The following is a 14157-nucleotide window of genomic DNA, read 5'->3' as shown; positions in this document are numbered from 1 at the left end:
TGAGCAATAGATTCCATATCAGCAGCAGTCCCGCCCGCGTGGCCGCAGTGGCACGTGCCACTGACCGAGAACGCGGCCCGGTCCGGACACAGCCAAGGCCCCTGAGGTGCAGCGACAGGAACCTCGCGGCCGGCGCCGTCATCCTCGAAGGAGTTCCGCCGATGAAGACCGTCACCCATTGGATCGCAGGCAAACCCTACGGAGACGTCTCGGGTGCCTCAGCCACCTGGGGCCCCGTGACCGACCCCGCGACCGGAGAGGTCACCACGCGGGTGGCCATGGCCGGCGCCGACGAGGTCGACGCCGCGGTCGCCGCGGCGAAGGAGGCCTACGCCGGCTGGCGTACGTCCTCGCTCGCGCAGCGGATCGCGATCCTCTTCCGCTACCGCGAGCTGCTGAACGCGCGCCGCGACGACCTCGCCACGCTGATCACCGCCGAGCAGGGCAAGACCCACACGGACGCGCTGGGCGAGGTGGCCCGCGGCCTGGAGATCGTCGAACTGGCCTGCGGGCTCGGCATGGCACTCAAGGGCGACATGTCCACGGAAGTGTCGAGCCGGATCGACATGGCGTCGGTCCGCCAGCCGCTCGGTGTCATCGTCGGCATCTCACCGTTCAACTTCCCCGCGATGATCAGCATGTGGATGTTCCCCATGGCGATCGCCTGCGGGAACACCTTCGTGCACAAGCCGAGCAGCAAGGCTCCGTCCGCGTCCATACTCCTCGCGGAGCTCGCGGCCGAGGCCGGCGTGCCTGACGGCGTGCTCAACATCGTGCAGGGCGACGAGGTCGCGGTGAACGCACTGCTCGACCACCCGGACGTGGCGGCCGTGTCGTTCGTGGGCTCCACGCCGGTCGCCCGCCACGTCTACACCAGGGCGTCCGCCGGCGGCAAGCGTGTCCAGGCCCTCGGCGAAGCGAAGAACCACATGCTGGTGCTGCCCGACGCCGACCTCGACGCGGCCGCCGAAGCCGCCGTGACCGCCGCCTACGGCTCCGCGGGCCAGCGCTGCATGGCGGTCTCCGTGGTGGTCGCGGTCGGCTCGGCGGGCGACGCGCTGGTGTCCCGGATCGCCGAGCGGGCCAAGAAGGTCAAGATCGGACCCGGCGACGACCCGACATCCGAGATGGGCCCGCTCATCACCAAGGCGCACCGCGACCAGGTCGCGGACTACGTCGCGGGCGCGGCCGCCCAGGGAGCCGACGTGGTGCTCGACGGCAGAGGCTTCACCGTCGAGGGCCTGGAGAACGGGCACTGGATGGGTGTCTCGCTCCTCGACAAGGTCAGCACGGACTCGGACGCCTACCGGAACGAGATCTTCGGTCCGGTCCTGTGCGTGCTCCGCGCGGAGACCTACGAGGAGGCCATGACCATCATCAACGGCTCCCCGTACGGCAACGCCAGCTCGATCTTCACCCGTGACGGCGGCGCGGCCCGCCGTTTCCAGCTGGAGGTCGAGGCCGGCATGGTCGGCGTGAACGTGCCGATGCCGGTGCCGGTGGGCTACCACTCCTTCGGTGGCTGGAAGGATTCGGCCTTCGGCGACCACCGCATGTACGGCAGCGAAGCCGTGCACTTCTACACGCGCGGCAAGGTCATCACGAGTCGCTGGCCTGATGCTGCCGAGACGGCCTCCGGTCCGGACCTGGGCTTCCCCGCGTCCCGCTGACGCCCGCTCAAGCAGTTGCTCGGCCCCCCAGGTTGCCGGTGCGGCCACAAGCCTGGCCCCGGGGCGACCCGGCGGCCGGGCGGTCGGATTACCGGGAACAGTGACGCTCGCGTGGCGGCGAGGCACCACGCCATCGCCCAACCGGGGAAGGCAGCCGGAGGCAAGATCTCTTTCGCCAGACGCAATGGGAAAGGGGTACGCGATCGACGCGGGCCCGGATGGAGGCAGACGTATGTCCGAGAAGAACCACGCCACGGTGGCGGTCACCGGGGTGACCGGGGCGCTGGGCAGCCGGATCGCGGCCCGCCTCGCCGACCGCGGCGTCCCGCAACTCCTCGTCGGGCGCAACCCCGACCGCATGCCCGAACTGCCTGGCGCCCAGCGACGCGGTCCGGCCGCCTACGCCGACGCCTACGCCATGCGCGAGGCGCTCGAGGGCGCGTCGACCCTCATCCTGGTCTCAGCACACCGCACGGGCCGCCGGCTGGAGGAGCACGCCACTGCGGTCGAGGCCGCGATCGCGGTCGGCGTGGACCGGGTCCTGTATGTGTCCCTCGTCGGCGCGGCGCCCACCGCCACGTACCTCAACGCCCGCGACCAGTGGCTGACCGAACAGTTCCTGGCAGAGGCCGGGATCCGCCACACGGTGCTCCGGGCCGGCTTCTACACGTCGACACCGGCCGCCCTCGCCGACGAGGAATTCGTCGTCAGCGGCCCCGCACCGACCGGCCGGGCCGCCTTCGTCACCCACGAGGACATCGCCGACGTGATCACGGCCGTCGCCCTCGACGAGGGTCCCCGCTCCGAGCACGACGGCGCGACCCTTGAGATCACCGGGCCCGAGGCCCTGACCCTCGACGAAGCGGTCACCCGGATCGCCGCAGCCACCGGCCGGCCCTACCGCTACGAACCCGAGACCCCCGAGCAAGCCTTCGCACGACGATGGCGACGGGGCATGAGCGGGACCCAGATCGAAACCTGGATCTCGTGGTACCAGGCGATCGAGAAGGGCGAGGTCTCCACAGTCACCGACATCGTCCCGCGGCTCACCGGCTCACCGGCGACCCCGATCTCGGACGCAGCCTGGTGGCCCGCACCGAACACCGCGCGCGGCACCGACGCGCCCAGGCGGGGCTGAAGCTGAGCGCCATCGCTGTCGGGCGGCGAATCGGTCGGGGTCGGGCGCTCTCCAGTTCGCCGCCCAGGACTCCAGCGGCTCGATCAGCAACTTCCCGCGGCCCCGCAGAAGTTCTGGGGTGTGTGGCCGAATGGCCAGAGTTCGACCCGGCGATCCTCAATCCGCAGGGCGGCGCCATCGCCCTCGGACACCCCCTCGGGGCCTCCGGAGCCCGCCTCGCCGGCACCGTCGCTCACCAACTCGCCCGCCGCGGCTCCGGCACCGGCGTCGCAACCCTCTGCGTCGGCGTCGTCCAATGCCTCGCTCTGGTCCTCGAACGCTGACACGGCCTGGTCCTCGAACTCTGACCACGAGCCGCCCGTATCGCCGCCGATTCCGGCTGCGACAGCCCCGCTCGGACGACATGCCTTGACAGTACGCAGGGCGGCGCCCAGGGTGAAAACTAATCCAGTTTCGAAAGTTTCCGCAGACGACAGGCAGCGTGCCGAGGCGATCGTGGAGGCAGCTGGCCGGTTGTTCCTCGCGCCGGGTTCCTCGCGGGTGAGCATGGACGATCTCGCTCGTGAGCTCGGGATGAGCAAGAAGACGATCTACCGGCACTTCCCGGACAGGCGCAGCCTGCTGACCGCAGTGCTGGACCGGCAGTTCGCGGCGGTTGAGCGCACGCTGGTGGCCGCCGAGGATGCGGCGGGGCAGCCGTTTGATGTGCGGGTGCAGCGGTTCCTGGTCGCGGCGGGCACCGAGCTCGGGAGGATCGGCGCGGCGCAGCTCGCCACGGGGCGCGGCGGTGACGCGGTGTTGCGCCAGTATGTGGAACAACGTGTGGACGCGGTGATCTACCGGCGTGTCGACGAGTTGTTCCGGGACGGTCACCGGCGGGGACTGCTGTCGGCACCGCCCGAGCTGCTCAGTGAGATCACCCGCGGCGCTCTGGAGCGGCTGTTCACCTCCCGGCTGCCGTACGCACTGGAATGGACCGCGGCGGATCTGCTGCGGGCGACCGTCGACACCGTGCTGTACGGGGCGATCCGCTCCACCGGCCCCGCGATCGACGACAAACGACTCGGGGCGGTCAATCCGACGGCCCGTGACGACGAAAAGGAGGTGAGCCCATGACCGGGACAACCGGCAGGGTGGCACTCGTGACGGGGGCCAGCAGCGGAATCGGTGCGGCCACAGCACGTCTTCTGGCCGCGCGTGGGATGCGCGTGGTGGTCAACTACCGCAGCAGCGCCAAGGCGGCCGAGGAAGTGGTGGCCGACATCGAGACCGCCGGCGGCCAGGCCATGGCCGTGCAGGCCGACGTACGCGAGGTGGCGGCGGTCGAGAGCATGGTGGAGCGGGTCGGGGCGGCATGGGGCGGCATCGACGTGCTCGTGCACAACGCGCTGATCCCGTACGCGGTCAAGTCGTTCCAGGACATGACGTGGGAGGAGCTGGGCGGCAAGCTCGACGCCGAGATGCACGCGGCCTTCGCGGTCACCAAAGCCGTCCTGCCCGCCATGACCGAACAGGGCTGGGGACGCCTCATCTACATCGGTACCGGCCTCAGCCGCCGGCCCCGGGAGGGCATGATCGCCCTGGGCACGTCCAAGGCCGCCCTGGAGCAGTTCGCGCGGTATCTCGCCCAGGAACTGGGCCCACAGGGCATCACGGTCAACGTCGTCGCACCTGGGCCGGTGGAGACCCGTACCACCGATGACCTGTTGGACGACGCGACAAGGCAGCGGCAGGTGGCGGCCACTCCCCTGGGCCGCCTGGCACACCCGGCCGATGTCGCCCAGGCGGTCGCCTTCTACGCCGGCGAGGACAACCCGTTCATGACGGGCACCACGGCCGCGGTCAACGGCGGAATGGCCATGTACTGACGCGTCGCCGACGCCCCGGCACACGGGGCCGCTCGGTCCCGGTCCGGCCCACGGCCGGACCGCATCCGGTACACCGTCACCCGAGCCCGGCTACCGCGGCGCCCGTACCGGGCCCGGCCGCACGACGGTGACACGATCAAGGACAAGCACTCATGCACACGATCGATCTTGCCTACGTCGGGCGGGGCCTGCACGAGGAACTGGCCGCCTACATCGCCGACCAGGAGGACTTCTACGCCGACGAGGGCGTCCACGTCGCACTGCGCGACGGCTGCACGTGGGACGAGGAGCGGCTGCGCCGCTGCGCCACCATCGGGCTCGGCCGGGCCCTGCTGTCCCGGCTGACCGACGGCACTCCCTGGGTCGGGCTCAGCGTCAACACCCACCGGCCGCTGTTCTGGTTCCTCGCCCGCTCCGGCCTGACCTCCCTGTCCGACCTGGCCGGCCGACAGCTGGCGGTGCATGCTCCGCACACCGCGCCGGGGTGCTTCACCAGGATCGTGCTGCGCAGGGCAGGCCTCGACCCGGACCGTGACATCAAGACCGTCGTCCGCCCGCCCGGCGACTACGGCATGGACCTGCGCCAGCTGCGCGAGGGCGAGATCGACGCCGCGCTGGTCGGCAGCACCATGGCGCCGGAGGCGGTGGCCGCCGAGCACGGCTGGGAGGTACTGGCCTGGGTGGGAGACCACTTCCGGATCCCCACCGTGGGCCTGGCCGTCGACCCCACCTACACCGACCCGCGCGGCCCCGCGGTCCAGGCCGTCCTTCGAGCACACCGGCGCGCCCTGCAGGTGATCCGCAACGACCCCGACACCACGGTGCGGCACATCCGGACGTTCCTCGGCGGGCACACCGCGGACGAGGCCCGAGCTCACTACAAGACGTTCATCGCACCGCATTTCACCATCGACGGCCAGGCCGATCTGGACGTCGGCGACAGGGCGATCACCGCGGTCGCCGCCGAACTCGGCGTCCCCGCCTCCGTCACCGCGGCCGAGTTCTACCGCACGGCGACCACCACGTCCTAGAGGTGGGTTCCTGACATGGCGTCCATGGATCTGTGGCCCGCCAGGAGGTCCGCGGCTACGCCGCGCACGCCGGCGAGCCCAACGACCTGCGCGCCGCGATCCACCGCGCGATCACCGAGCTGGGCGCTCCCGACGCGCTCGTGTACAACGCCGGTGTGCGGCGCAGGGACGCGCCCGTCGACGGTGACGACCAGGACTGGGCCGATGTCACGGCCGTCAACGTCCTGGGCGCCAGGGTCGCGGCCGACGCCGTGCTGCCCGAGCTGCGTGACGACCGCGGGAGCCTGCTGTTCACGGGCGGCGGCTACGCGCTGTCGCCCTCCAAGCAACACGCCTCCCTGTCCGTCGGCAAGGCCGCGCTGCGCGCATGTGCACGCACTCCACGACCAGCTGACGGGAACGGGTGTGCACGCGACGAGCGTCACGATCACGAGGGACATCGGCGGCGGCGAAGCGCGCTTCGACCCGGCAGTGCTCGCCGAGGCATACCTCGACGTGCACAACCAGCCCCCGAGCGCATGGCAGCACGAGCTGATGCGGTACTGAATCCTCCCAGGGCCCGCTGCGCACCCGACGGGCCCCATGCCGTCGCCGTGGAGCCCGTCAGCGCTGCCCTATGTCGGGCAGGCCGGCGGGCCGGCGACATCCGTGGCCCGCACGGAGGGCAGGGGCCCGTCGCAGACATGGTGGCCGTGACCTTGGCTCCGATGCCCGCGGCTCACCCCGGCCTCCGCGCCGACGCCGTAGCTGACGGAGACACGGAAGGACTCGGTGCCGCTTCGAGATGCCTTCGGTGACGATCGTCTGGGCGGTCTGCTTGTTCGCCGGTCGAGAGCCGCACCTACGCCGTATACCGACCGTACATCCCGGCGCTCGCACGCAGCATGCCTGCACGGCAGGCCATCCGCCGGGGCGGGGCTGCCGATCGACGCGGCGCACCGCCCCTCAGGGTCACCAGTGGCGGGCCGATGGCATCACCGGCGGAGACTCGTGTCCGGGGGACGGCGTCCGAGCAGGAAGAGCCAGAGTGCGGCGAAGGAGTGGAACCACCGAGCCCTCGGACACCGACGACGACCGGCTTCTGGCTGACGACCGTCGAGGGTGAATCAGTCACAGGACGACGTGCCGGCGCAGCCGCATGTGCGCGGTCCTCTCGGCGTCGGCGAACCTGGCACGTCCTGCCTCGGTCAGTGTGACCTCGACCGTTCTGCGGTCTCTGCATCGGCGGTTGCGTTCGATCAGTCCGGCGGCCTGCAGGTTCTTCAGGAGGTAGGACATCCGGGTCGCTGATTCCTTGAGGAAGGCCGTCAGGTGGGTCACGGGCACAGGCCGGCACTCGGCTCCGGCGAGGGCACCGAGAACGAGGTAGTCGTGGAGCGACAGACCGTGCCGTGCCCGCAGCTCGCCGTGCAGGAGGCCAAGGCTCCACAGGATCGGTGGAGGCTGCCGTGCGGTGTCCGCCGGATCGCAGTCGATCATGTTTGTTCCCCGGGTGAGTTTACCGGCCGCGGGCTCGCGGCCACATGGTCGCAACCAGGTTCCCCGCGTGGCCGATTGCGGGCCGGTGGGACGTGAAGCCCTCGGATCAGGACACCGCGTCGTCCGCGCCCGCTCCGCCATTCGGCGCCGGCACCCGCGGCCGGCCGTCTGGCCGATGTCCCGATATGAGGCTGATGTGGCCCGGAGGACCGTCCGTCCCCGTTCTCTCAGGGATCTACCGTCGTCAATGCGACGTGCTCGCAGAGGTTGGTCTGTGAAGCGGGATGCCGGATCCGGGGGTACGGAACACGCGGGGCAGACGGATGTCGGGGCTGCGTCGCGATCGTAGCGCTTCACACAGGGAAGAAGGCGTTCTACGCCATGGCCTCGCAATCAGACACCGCTCGAACCGTGCTTCACGGACTGGATTTCGGACTCAACGCATGGGTCGTGGAGGAGCAGCGGCAACGTTTCCTACGCGACCCGGGCTCGGTCGAGGAGACGTGGAGGGACTTCTTCGCGACCCCGGGAGTCCCGGCCGCCGCGGTGTCCTCGCCCATTGCGGCTGCGCAGGACACATCGCCGACCCGGCCGGTGGGCGCCGTCTTCGCCCCGGACCATGAGGACACCGACGAGGCGGCGCTCAGGGCCGTCCGGGTCGCGGCGCTCATTCACGCCTATCGCGTGCGCGGACATTTGACAGCCGACACGGACCCGCTCGCGGCGCAGCCCGCCGCCCATCCGGAACTGGACCCCGCCGCGTTCGGACTGCACGGCGTGGACCCGGCACAGGACGTCGTCGTGGACGGGTTCGCCGGGCGTGCCGCGACAACGCTCGATGAAGTGCTGGGCGCTCTGCGGGAGTTCTACTGCGGCAGTGTCGGGTTCGAGTACATGCACATCCAGGACTCCCGCGAACGCCGCTGGATCCAGCAGCGCGTCGAGAGCCCGCAGCAGCGGCCGGACCGTGCCCGGCAGCTGCGGATCCTTTACCGGCTGGGGGCAGCGGAGGCCTTCGAGACGTTCCTGCAGACCAAGTACGTGGGCCACAAGCGGTACTCGCTGGAAGGGGGCGAGTCGGCCGTCGTGCTGCTGGACGCCCTGCTGCACAGTGCCATCGAGGACGGTGTCGCAGAGGCCGTCATCGGCATGGCGCACCGCGGCCGGCTGAACGTCCTGGCCAACATCATCGGCAAGTCCTACGCCCAGATCTTCGGCGAGTTCGAGGACGCGGTGGACCTCGAGTCCGTGCAGGGTTCGGGGGACGTTAAGTACCACCTTGGCGCGGAGGGCACCTACCGCGCTCTGCAGGGCGGAACGATCGCCGTCTCGGTCGTGGCGAACCCCTCCCATTTGGAGATCGTGGGGCCGGTCACGCAGGGAGTGGTGCGCGCCAAGCAGGATCTGGCGGCAGAACACAGCGGGGCCGCGCGCGTCCTGCCGGTCGTCGTCCATGGAGATGCGGCGTTCGCCGGCCAGGGGGTGGTCGCCGAGACGCTGAACATGTCGCAACTGCCCGGCTACCGCACGGGCGGGACGGTTCACGTCGTGGTCAACAACCAGGTGGGCTTCACGACTTCGCCTGCCAGCGGCCGCTCCAGCAATTACGCCACCGATGTGGCACGGATGGTGGAGGCCCCGATCTTCCACGTCAACGGCGACGACCCGGAGGCCGTCGACCGCGTCGCGCGGCTGGCTTTCGAGTACCGCCAGACCTTCCACAAGGACGTCGTGGTCGATCTGGTCTGCTACCGGCGCCACGGTCACAGCGAGGTCGACGACCCGTCCATCACACAGCCGGTGATGTACGACCGCATCGATGCCAGGGCGTCGGTGCGCACTCTGTACGCCGAGGCCTTGGTGGCACGCGGCGACATCAGCGAGCGGCAGGTGGAGGGTGCCCGCCGCGACTACCAGGACCACCTTGAGAGGGCCTTCGCCGAGACTCGTATGCTGCCCGCTGCCCACCCCGCCCAGGACGTTCCCGGCTCCGGCACCGGTGCCGGACAGGGCACCGCGCCGCGCGCACCGCGCCGGGCGGTGACCGCGATCGGCGAGGCGACGATGCGACAGGTGATCGCCTCGCAGACCGACCTGCCGCAGGGCTTCGCCGTGCACCCACGCGTCCTGCCGCAGCTCCACCGGCGTACGCGGACACTCGACACCGGCGCGGTCGACTGGGCCACCGCGGAGATGCTGGCGATCGGTTCGCTGCTGCTGGAGGGCGTCCCGGTGCGGCTGGCCGGGCAGGACTCCCGGCGCGGCACCTTCGGCCAGCGCCACGCCGTCCTGACCGACCGGCATACGGGTGCCGAGCACACGCCGTTGCACTCCCTCGGCCCGCGGGCCGCAGGTTTCGCGCCGTATGACTCGATGTTGTCCGAACTGGCGGCGCTGGCCTTCGAGTACGGCTACGCGCTGGCCCGCCCCGAAGCCCTGGTGCTGTGGGAGGCCCAGTTCGGGGACTTCGCCAACGGCGCGCAGACGGTCGTCGACGAGTACATTGCCTCGTCCGAGCAGAAGTGGGGCCAGCGCTCCGCAGTGACGCTGCTGCTGCCCCATGGTCTGGAGGGCCAGGGCCCGGACCACTCCTCCGCCCGGATCGAGCGCTTCCTTCAGCTGTGCGCGCAGGACAACATGACCGTGGCCATGCCCTCCCTGCCGGGCAACTACTTCCATCTGCTCCGGCAGCAGGCACTGGACGGCCGCAGGCCGCTGGTGGTCCTCACCCCGAAGTCGATGCTGCGGTCGAAGGCGGCCACCTCCGCCCCGGCCGAGTTCACCCAGGGCGGCTTCCGCCCGGTCCTGCCGGACGACACCGCGGACCCGGCCCGGGTCACGCGCGTGCTGCTGTGCTCGGGCAAGGTCTACTACGACCTCGACGCCCACCGGCACACCACGGGCTCGACCGACACCGCGATCGTGCGCGTGGAGCGTCTCTACCCGTTCCCCGACGAGGAGCTGGCGGCGGAACTCGCCCGCTTCCCTTCGGGCGCGGACGTGCGGTGGGTGCAGGAGGAGCCGGAGAACCAGGGTGCATGGTCGTTCGTCGCGGCGCGTCTGCACCGGCTGGCGCGGCGCGCTGTGGAGTGTGTGAGCCGACCCGAGGCGCCCGCGCCCGCGGTCGGCTCGGCCCGCCGGCACGGTGTGGAGCAGAAGGCCCTCGTGGCGTCGGCCTTCCAGTGACCAGCGGCTCGCGCGGTGCGCATCGGCTGCCCACCGCGTATCGGTCGACACCACGGCAGCATCGAGGAGGAGCGGCGGCATGAGCCTGCTGGCACACATCAACTCTCGCCGATGACCTCTTCGACGCCCCCACGGCCTTCGTGGCCAACACAGCGGCCACCCCTGGGCGGACTGCGGCCGCACGACCTGCTGATTGAGTTCCTCCACCTCGGCCTGCCCCGCGAGCAGTCACCGGTCGCCCCAGCTGTGCCTGGAGGCGACAGGTGTCACTTGGGCACAGTTGTCGTCATCAAGATCAATTCGGGGGGATGGCTCGCTCGGTTCTGTGAACGGCAGCGGTAGGTGGTCCGCGGAGGCGCCCGGGCGGCTGCGGTCGGAGATATCTAGGCTGTCACTACTACGGAAGGGGCGGTGCCATGGATGCGGAGTCCCAGATCAGGGCTGCGATCGAGGAGCATTGGCGGGCTTCGGAACGAGGAGACTTCGAGGCCGAGCATGCGATCTACGCTGCGGACGCGATGCTGGACTATCCGCAGTCGGGCGAACGTTTCCAAGGGCGCGAGACGATCGCGGCGCAACGCGGCGGGCACCCGGCCGACCGACACTTCACCATCCTGCGCATCACAGGCCACGCGAATGTATGGGTGAGCGAGTGCGTCATCACCTACGACGGCGCGCCTTCGTACTCGGTGAGCGTCATGGAATTCGCCGACCAGCAAGTCGTGCACGAGACACAGTACTTCGCCGGTCCCTTCGGCACGCCCGCGTGGCGGGTCGCGCTCGCAGAGCCGATGCCGGGGCGGACCATCGAGGAAGCCTGATTGGCCTCGTCCGGCGCGGCCGGCCTGTCGGAGTTCGTCGATTGCCTGAGCTCGCCGCATACCTCAAGGGCATCAGGCGCGCTTGCCGTCGCCTGCGGTGTGCGTGGTACGGAAGCGAGCCCGGTAGGCCCCCGGCGTGATGCCGAGGTTGCGCGTGAAGGCCCGGCGCAGCGACTCCGGTGACCCGAAGCCGGTGCGCCGGGCCACCGTGGCCATGGGGTCGTCGCTGTCTTCCAGCATCGCCTGGGCAGCTTCCATGCGGACCTGCTCGACGTAGCGGGCCGGGGTCGTGGTCATCTCGTCGTGGAACAGGCGTGTCATGTGGCGGGCACTCACACCCGCCCGGCGCGCCATGGCGGTAAGGGTGTGCGGGGCGGACGGGTCCTCGGCGACCGCGTCCAGGACCCGGCGCAGCATCTCCTGTCTCGCGCGCGGGGTGTGGGTACGGACACTGAACTGCGACTGGCCGCCCGGCCTCTGCATGAACACGACCATGTCCTTGGCCACAGCGCGGGCGACATCGGCGCCGAGGTGCTCCTCGACCAGGGCGAGCGAGAGATCGATGCCCGAGCTGACGCCCGCGGAGGTCATGATGTGACCGTCGCGCACGAACAGGGCGTCTGCCTCTACGGTCACCTGCGGATAGCGCAGAGCGAGCTGGTCGGCGAAGCGCCAGTGCGTCGTCGCCTTGCGTCCGTCGAGCAGTCCGGCCGCGGCGAGGAGGAAGGCTCCAGTGCAGATGGACGCTGTGCGGCAGCTGCGCGCGTCGAGCACCCCTATGGCGTCCAGCAGGGCGTCGTCCTTGATGAGGGAGGGCCACTCCGGGCCGCCGGGAATGACGACCACATCGCTGGCCTCCTGCACCTGCGCGGCAGCCAGGTCGACGCGCAGTCCGGTGCCGGCTGCGGTAACCACGTCGGCGCCGTCCGGCGAGACCGTGCGTACGCGGTAACGGCCGCCGAATTCGTTGGCCGTCGTGAACACCTCGATCGGGCCGGTCACGTCGAGCAGCCGTACGCCGGGGAAGACCAGCACGGTCACCAGGAGCGGCTTCCTGCCTGACGGCCTGTCCTTCATCGTGCGCCTCCCGGACGGACTGGGCCCCATAGCGGAAGACACCATCATCCGCCCGGCGACGCCCCGCCGCGCCTGTGCCCGTGCTGAGTGTCGTCCGCGTCCCTGAGGCATGATGCCGCGTTCCCTTGTGTGGATCGAGGCCTCGGGTTTCGGTGCCTCACCCGCTTTCAGCGGTCGACTGCCGTCTCGTCATGGCCGCATATGCGGCCACAACACGCTCAGATAAGGACATCGGGGCATCCGGCCGGCACTTGGCAACGGGCCTGGACGGTGCTCGATGTCTTGGTCTGAGGGCGTCATGGCGCGTGCTGGTCTACAGGGGGATCGGTGCTTCGCCATAGCGTCGAGGGCGCCAACGGGCCTACGGTCTCGGGCGCGTCCCGTGAGCTGCTGGGTGCGGTCCGGCCGGTCGGCCGGTCACCGTCGCTGATCGCGGACGGTGACGAATCCGACACGAGAAGAAAAGACACTCCGCGCCGTGACACCCCACCCCAGTACCAGCCGAGCGGTCCCGTCCCAGGTCGGCCCGGCCCCGAGACCGTCCGTGCATGTCCGAGACCAGCCGGACGAGGCGAACGGCAGGGAGCGGGGCCGGCTCGGTCCCGGCTGGTTCGCGGCCGTCATGGGCAGCGGGATCGTCGCCGCAGCGGCCGCCACCCTGCCGCGCAGCTTGCCCGGGCTCGGCGAGGCCGCCACCGTGGTCTGGGCGGGGACCGCGCTGCTGCTGATCGTGCTCGGCGGCAGCTACGCCGGGCAGCGGACGCTGCGGGCGCATGCCGGTGATCCAGTAGTGGCCCAGTTCTTCGGGGCGCCGCCGATGGCGCTGCTCACCGTCGGGGCCGGGACGCTGCTGCTCGGCCGGCGGCTGATCGGGGAGCGTGCGGCGGTGGATGCGGACTGGGTGCTGTGGTCGGCCGGTACGGTGCTGGGTCTTGCCACCACCTGCACGATTCCGTATCTGATGGTCACGCGGCACCGTTTCACGCCGGACGCGGCGTTCGGCGGCTGGCTGCTGCCGGTGGTGCCGCCGATGGTCTCCGCCGCGACGGGCGCGCTGCTCGTCCCGCGGGCGCCGGCCGGGCAGATGCGGCTGGCTCTGCTCCTGGGCTGCTACTCGATGCTCGGCCTCGGGCTGATCGCGGTCCTGCTTGTGCTGGCCATGGTCTACAGCCGCCTGGTGCATCATGACGCGCCCGTCGGTGCGGTGGTGCCCACGGTGTGGATCGGTGTGGGGGCGCTGGATCAGGCGGTGACGGCGCTGGGGACGCTGGCCACGGCGGCGCCGAGCGCGCTACCCGCCCCGTACGCGCGCGGGAGTGCGGTCGCAGCGCTCCTCGGTGGGCTCGGGATCTGGGGCTTCGCCCTGCTGTGGCTGGTGCTGGCCACGGCGCTGACCGTACGGGAAATCCGCAGAGGCCTGCCCTTCGCACCCACCTGGTGGTCCTTCATCTTCCCCCTCGGCGCCTGCGTCACCGGCACCAGCGCGCTCGCCGCACGTACCGGCTCGCGGCTGTTCGTCTGGATCGCTGTCGTCCTGTACGCCCTGCTCGTCGCCGCCTGGGCGGTAGTCGCGTGGCACTCCCTGCGCCATGCTGTCCGACAGCGTGAGCGCGCCCGCCGATGACAGGGCCCCTGCGCCGCTCAGCACCGGCATCCGTGCCTACGGCAGCGCCCCGGGCGCCGTCGAGGCCGTACATCCAGCTGCCCGCAGCCGACCTGGCCGACCTCGACGCCATCCCGGCCCCCTAGGCGCCCGGTACTGACACCCCGCCACCAGGACCCGCGCGTGACACCTGCCGCCACTTGAGCTGCCTCGGGGTCGAGAGAGTGCCAGACGGCCCACGATCGTGATGCCGCGTCGCAACAGCAGGCGCGGGAAGGCTTCAC

The 14157-nt window shown here is 70.6% G+C and carries 11 protein-coding genes and 2 pseudogenes; 11 read left to right on the top strand and 2 right to left on the bottom strand.

Translation table 11 applies throughout. From position 1 onward, the window contains the following. The first annotated feature begins 161 nt into the window (after positions 1-161). The 8 genes and pseudogenes from ACZ4RZ_RS17670 (at position 162) to ACZ4RZ_RS17635 (ending at position 6253) form a co-directional block, all read left to right on the top strand. On the top strand, positions 162-1670 hold the full coding sequence (locus tag ACZ4RZ_RS17670; RefSeq protein WP_467745509.1) for a CoA-acylating methylmalonate-semialdehyde dehydrogenase: 1509 nt from the start codon (positions 162-164) through the stop codon (positions 1668-1670). Positions 1671-1902: 232 nt separating this feature from the next. Then, positions 1903-2808: an NAD(P)H-binding protein gene (locus ACZ4RZ_RS17665; RefSeq protein WP_467745508.1), complete on the top strand. Its 906-nt coding sequence runs from the start codon at positions 1903-1905 to the stop codon at positions 2806-2808. A 104-nt stretch (positions 2809-2912) separates the two neighbouring features. Beyond that, positions 2913-3131 (top strand): annotated as a pseudogene (locus ACZ4RZ_RS17660) (3-oxoadipyl-CoA thiolase); the annotation flags it as partial. 112 nt (positions 3132-3243) lie between these two features. Next, positions 3244-3924, top strand: coding sequence for a TetR/AcrR family transcriptional regulator (locus ACZ4RZ_RS17655; RefSeq protein WP_467745799.1), 681 nt, complete (start codon positions 3244-3246; stop codon positions 3922-3924). After that, on the top strand, positions 3921-4676 hold the full coding sequence (locus ACZ4RZ_RS17650) for an SDR family oxidoreductase (protein WP_100829528.1): 756 nt from the start codon (positions 3921-3923) through the stop codon (positions 4674-4676). Before ACZ4RZ_RS17655 ends, ACZ4RZ_RS17650 begins: the two co-directional genes overlap by 4 nt. A 152-nt stretch (positions 4677-4828) precedes the next feature. Continuing rightward, on the top strand, positions 4829-5707 hold the full coding sequence (locus ACZ4RZ_RS17645) for an ABC transporter substrate-binding protein (RefSeq protein WP_467745506.1): 879 nt from the start codon (positions 4829-4831) through the stop codon (positions 5705-5707). A gap of 32 nt (positions 5708-5739) precedes the next feature. Continuing rightward, positions 5740-6027: pseudogene (locus ACZ4RZ_RS17640) on the top strand (SDR family NAD(P)-dependent oxidoreductase); the annotation flags it as partial. A 49-nt stretch (positions 6028-6076) separates the two neighbouring features. After that, on the top strand, positions 6077-6253 hold the full coding sequence (locus ACZ4RZ_RS17635; RefSeq protein ID WP_467745817.1) for a hypothetical protein: 177 nt from the start codon (positions 6077-6079) through the stop codon (positions 6251-6253). A gap of 564 nt (positions 6254-6817) precedes the next feature. Here ACZ4RZ_RS17635 and ACZ4RZ_RS17630 read toward each other — a convergent pair. Beyond that, positions 6818-7186: a MarR family transcriptional regulator gene (locus ACZ4RZ_RS17630; protein ID WP_467745504.1), complete on the bottom strand. Its 369-nt coding sequence runs from the start codon at positions 7184-7186 to the stop codon at positions 6818-6820. 381 nt (positions 7187-7567) lie between these two features. Here ACZ4RZ_RS17630 and ACZ4RZ_RS17625 point away from each other — a divergent pair, with 381 nt between their 5' ends. Both ACZ4RZ_RS17625 and ACZ4RZ_RS17620 read left to right on the top strand, forming a co-directional pair. Further along, positions 7568-10372: a multifunctional oxoglutarate decarboxylase/oxoglutarate dehydrogenase thiamine pyrophosphate-binding subunit/dihydrolipoyllysine-residue succinyltransferase subunit gene (locus ACZ4RZ_RS17625; protein ID WP_467745503.1), complete on the top strand. Its 2805-nt coding sequence runs from the start codon at positions 7568-7570 to the stop codon at positions 10370-10372. 416 nt (positions 10373-10788) lie between these two features. Then, positions 10789-11193 carry a nuclear transport factor 2 family protein gene (locus ACZ4RZ_RS17620; protein WP_467745501.1) on the top strand — a complete coding sequence of 135 codons (405 nt, stop codon included), beginning with the start codon at positions 10789-10791 and terminating at the stop codon, positions 11191-11193. 72 nt (positions 11194-11265) lie between these two features. Here the strand turns inward: ACZ4RZ_RS17620 and ACZ4RZ_RS17615 are convergent, their stop codons facing one another. Next, positions 11266-12270, bottom strand: a complete 1005-nt coding sequence (locus ACZ4RZ_RS17615) for a DJ-1/PfpI family protein (RefSeq protein ID WP_199843266.1) — start codon at positions 12268-12270, stop codon at positions 11266-11268. Positions 12271-12814: 544 nt separating this feature from the next. On the opposite strand from ACZ4RZ_RS17615, the gene ACZ4RZ_RS17610 reads away from it, so the two are divergent. Then, positions 12815-13894: a TDT family transporter gene (locus ACZ4RZ_RS17610; protein WP_467745499.1), complete on the top strand. Its 1080-nt coding sequence runs from the start codon at positions 12815-12817 to the stop codon at positions 13892-13894. Positions 13895-14157 lie beyond the last annotated feature (263 nt).

The sequence above is a fragment of the Streptomyces sp. NPDC027189 genome (genome assembly GCF_055566975.1).
Note: the sequence above shows the minus strand (reverse complement) of the source record. Positions and strands in the feature narration are given on the sequence as shown.

Coding starts and splice junctions, on each gene's coding strand:
- ACZ4RZ_RS17670 (WP_467745509.1), top strand. CDS start 162: ATGAAGACCGTCACCCATTGGATCGCAGGCAAACCCTACGGAGACGTC.
- ACZ4RZ_RS17665 (WP_467745508.1), top strand. CDS start 1,903: ATGTCCGAGAAGAACCACGCCACGGTGGCGGTCACCGGGGTGACCGGG.
- ACZ4RZ_RS17650 (WP_100829528.1), top strand. CDS start 3,921: ATGACCGGGACAACCGGCAGGGTGGCACTCGTGACGGGGGCCAGCAGC.
- ACZ4RZ_RS17645 (WP_467745506.1), top strand. CDS start 4,829: ATGCACACGATCGATCTTGCCTACGTCGGGCGGGGCCTGCACGAGGAA.
- ACZ4RZ_RS17630 (WP_467745504.1), bottom strand. CDS start 7,186: ATGATCGACTGCGATCCGGCGGACACCGCACGGCAGCCTCCACCGATC.
- ACZ4RZ_RS17625 (WP_467745503.1), top strand. CDS start 7,568: ATGGCCTCGCAATCAGACACCGCTCGAACCGTGCTTCACGGACTGGAT.
- ACZ4RZ_RS17620 (WP_467745501.1), top strand. CDS start 10,789: ATGGATGCGGAGTCCCAGATCAGGGCTGCGATCGAGGAGCATTGGCGG.
- ACZ4RZ_RS17615 (WP_199843266.1), bottom strand. CDS start 12,270: ATGAAGGACAGGCCGTCAGGCAGGAAGCCGCTCCTGGTGACCGTGCTG.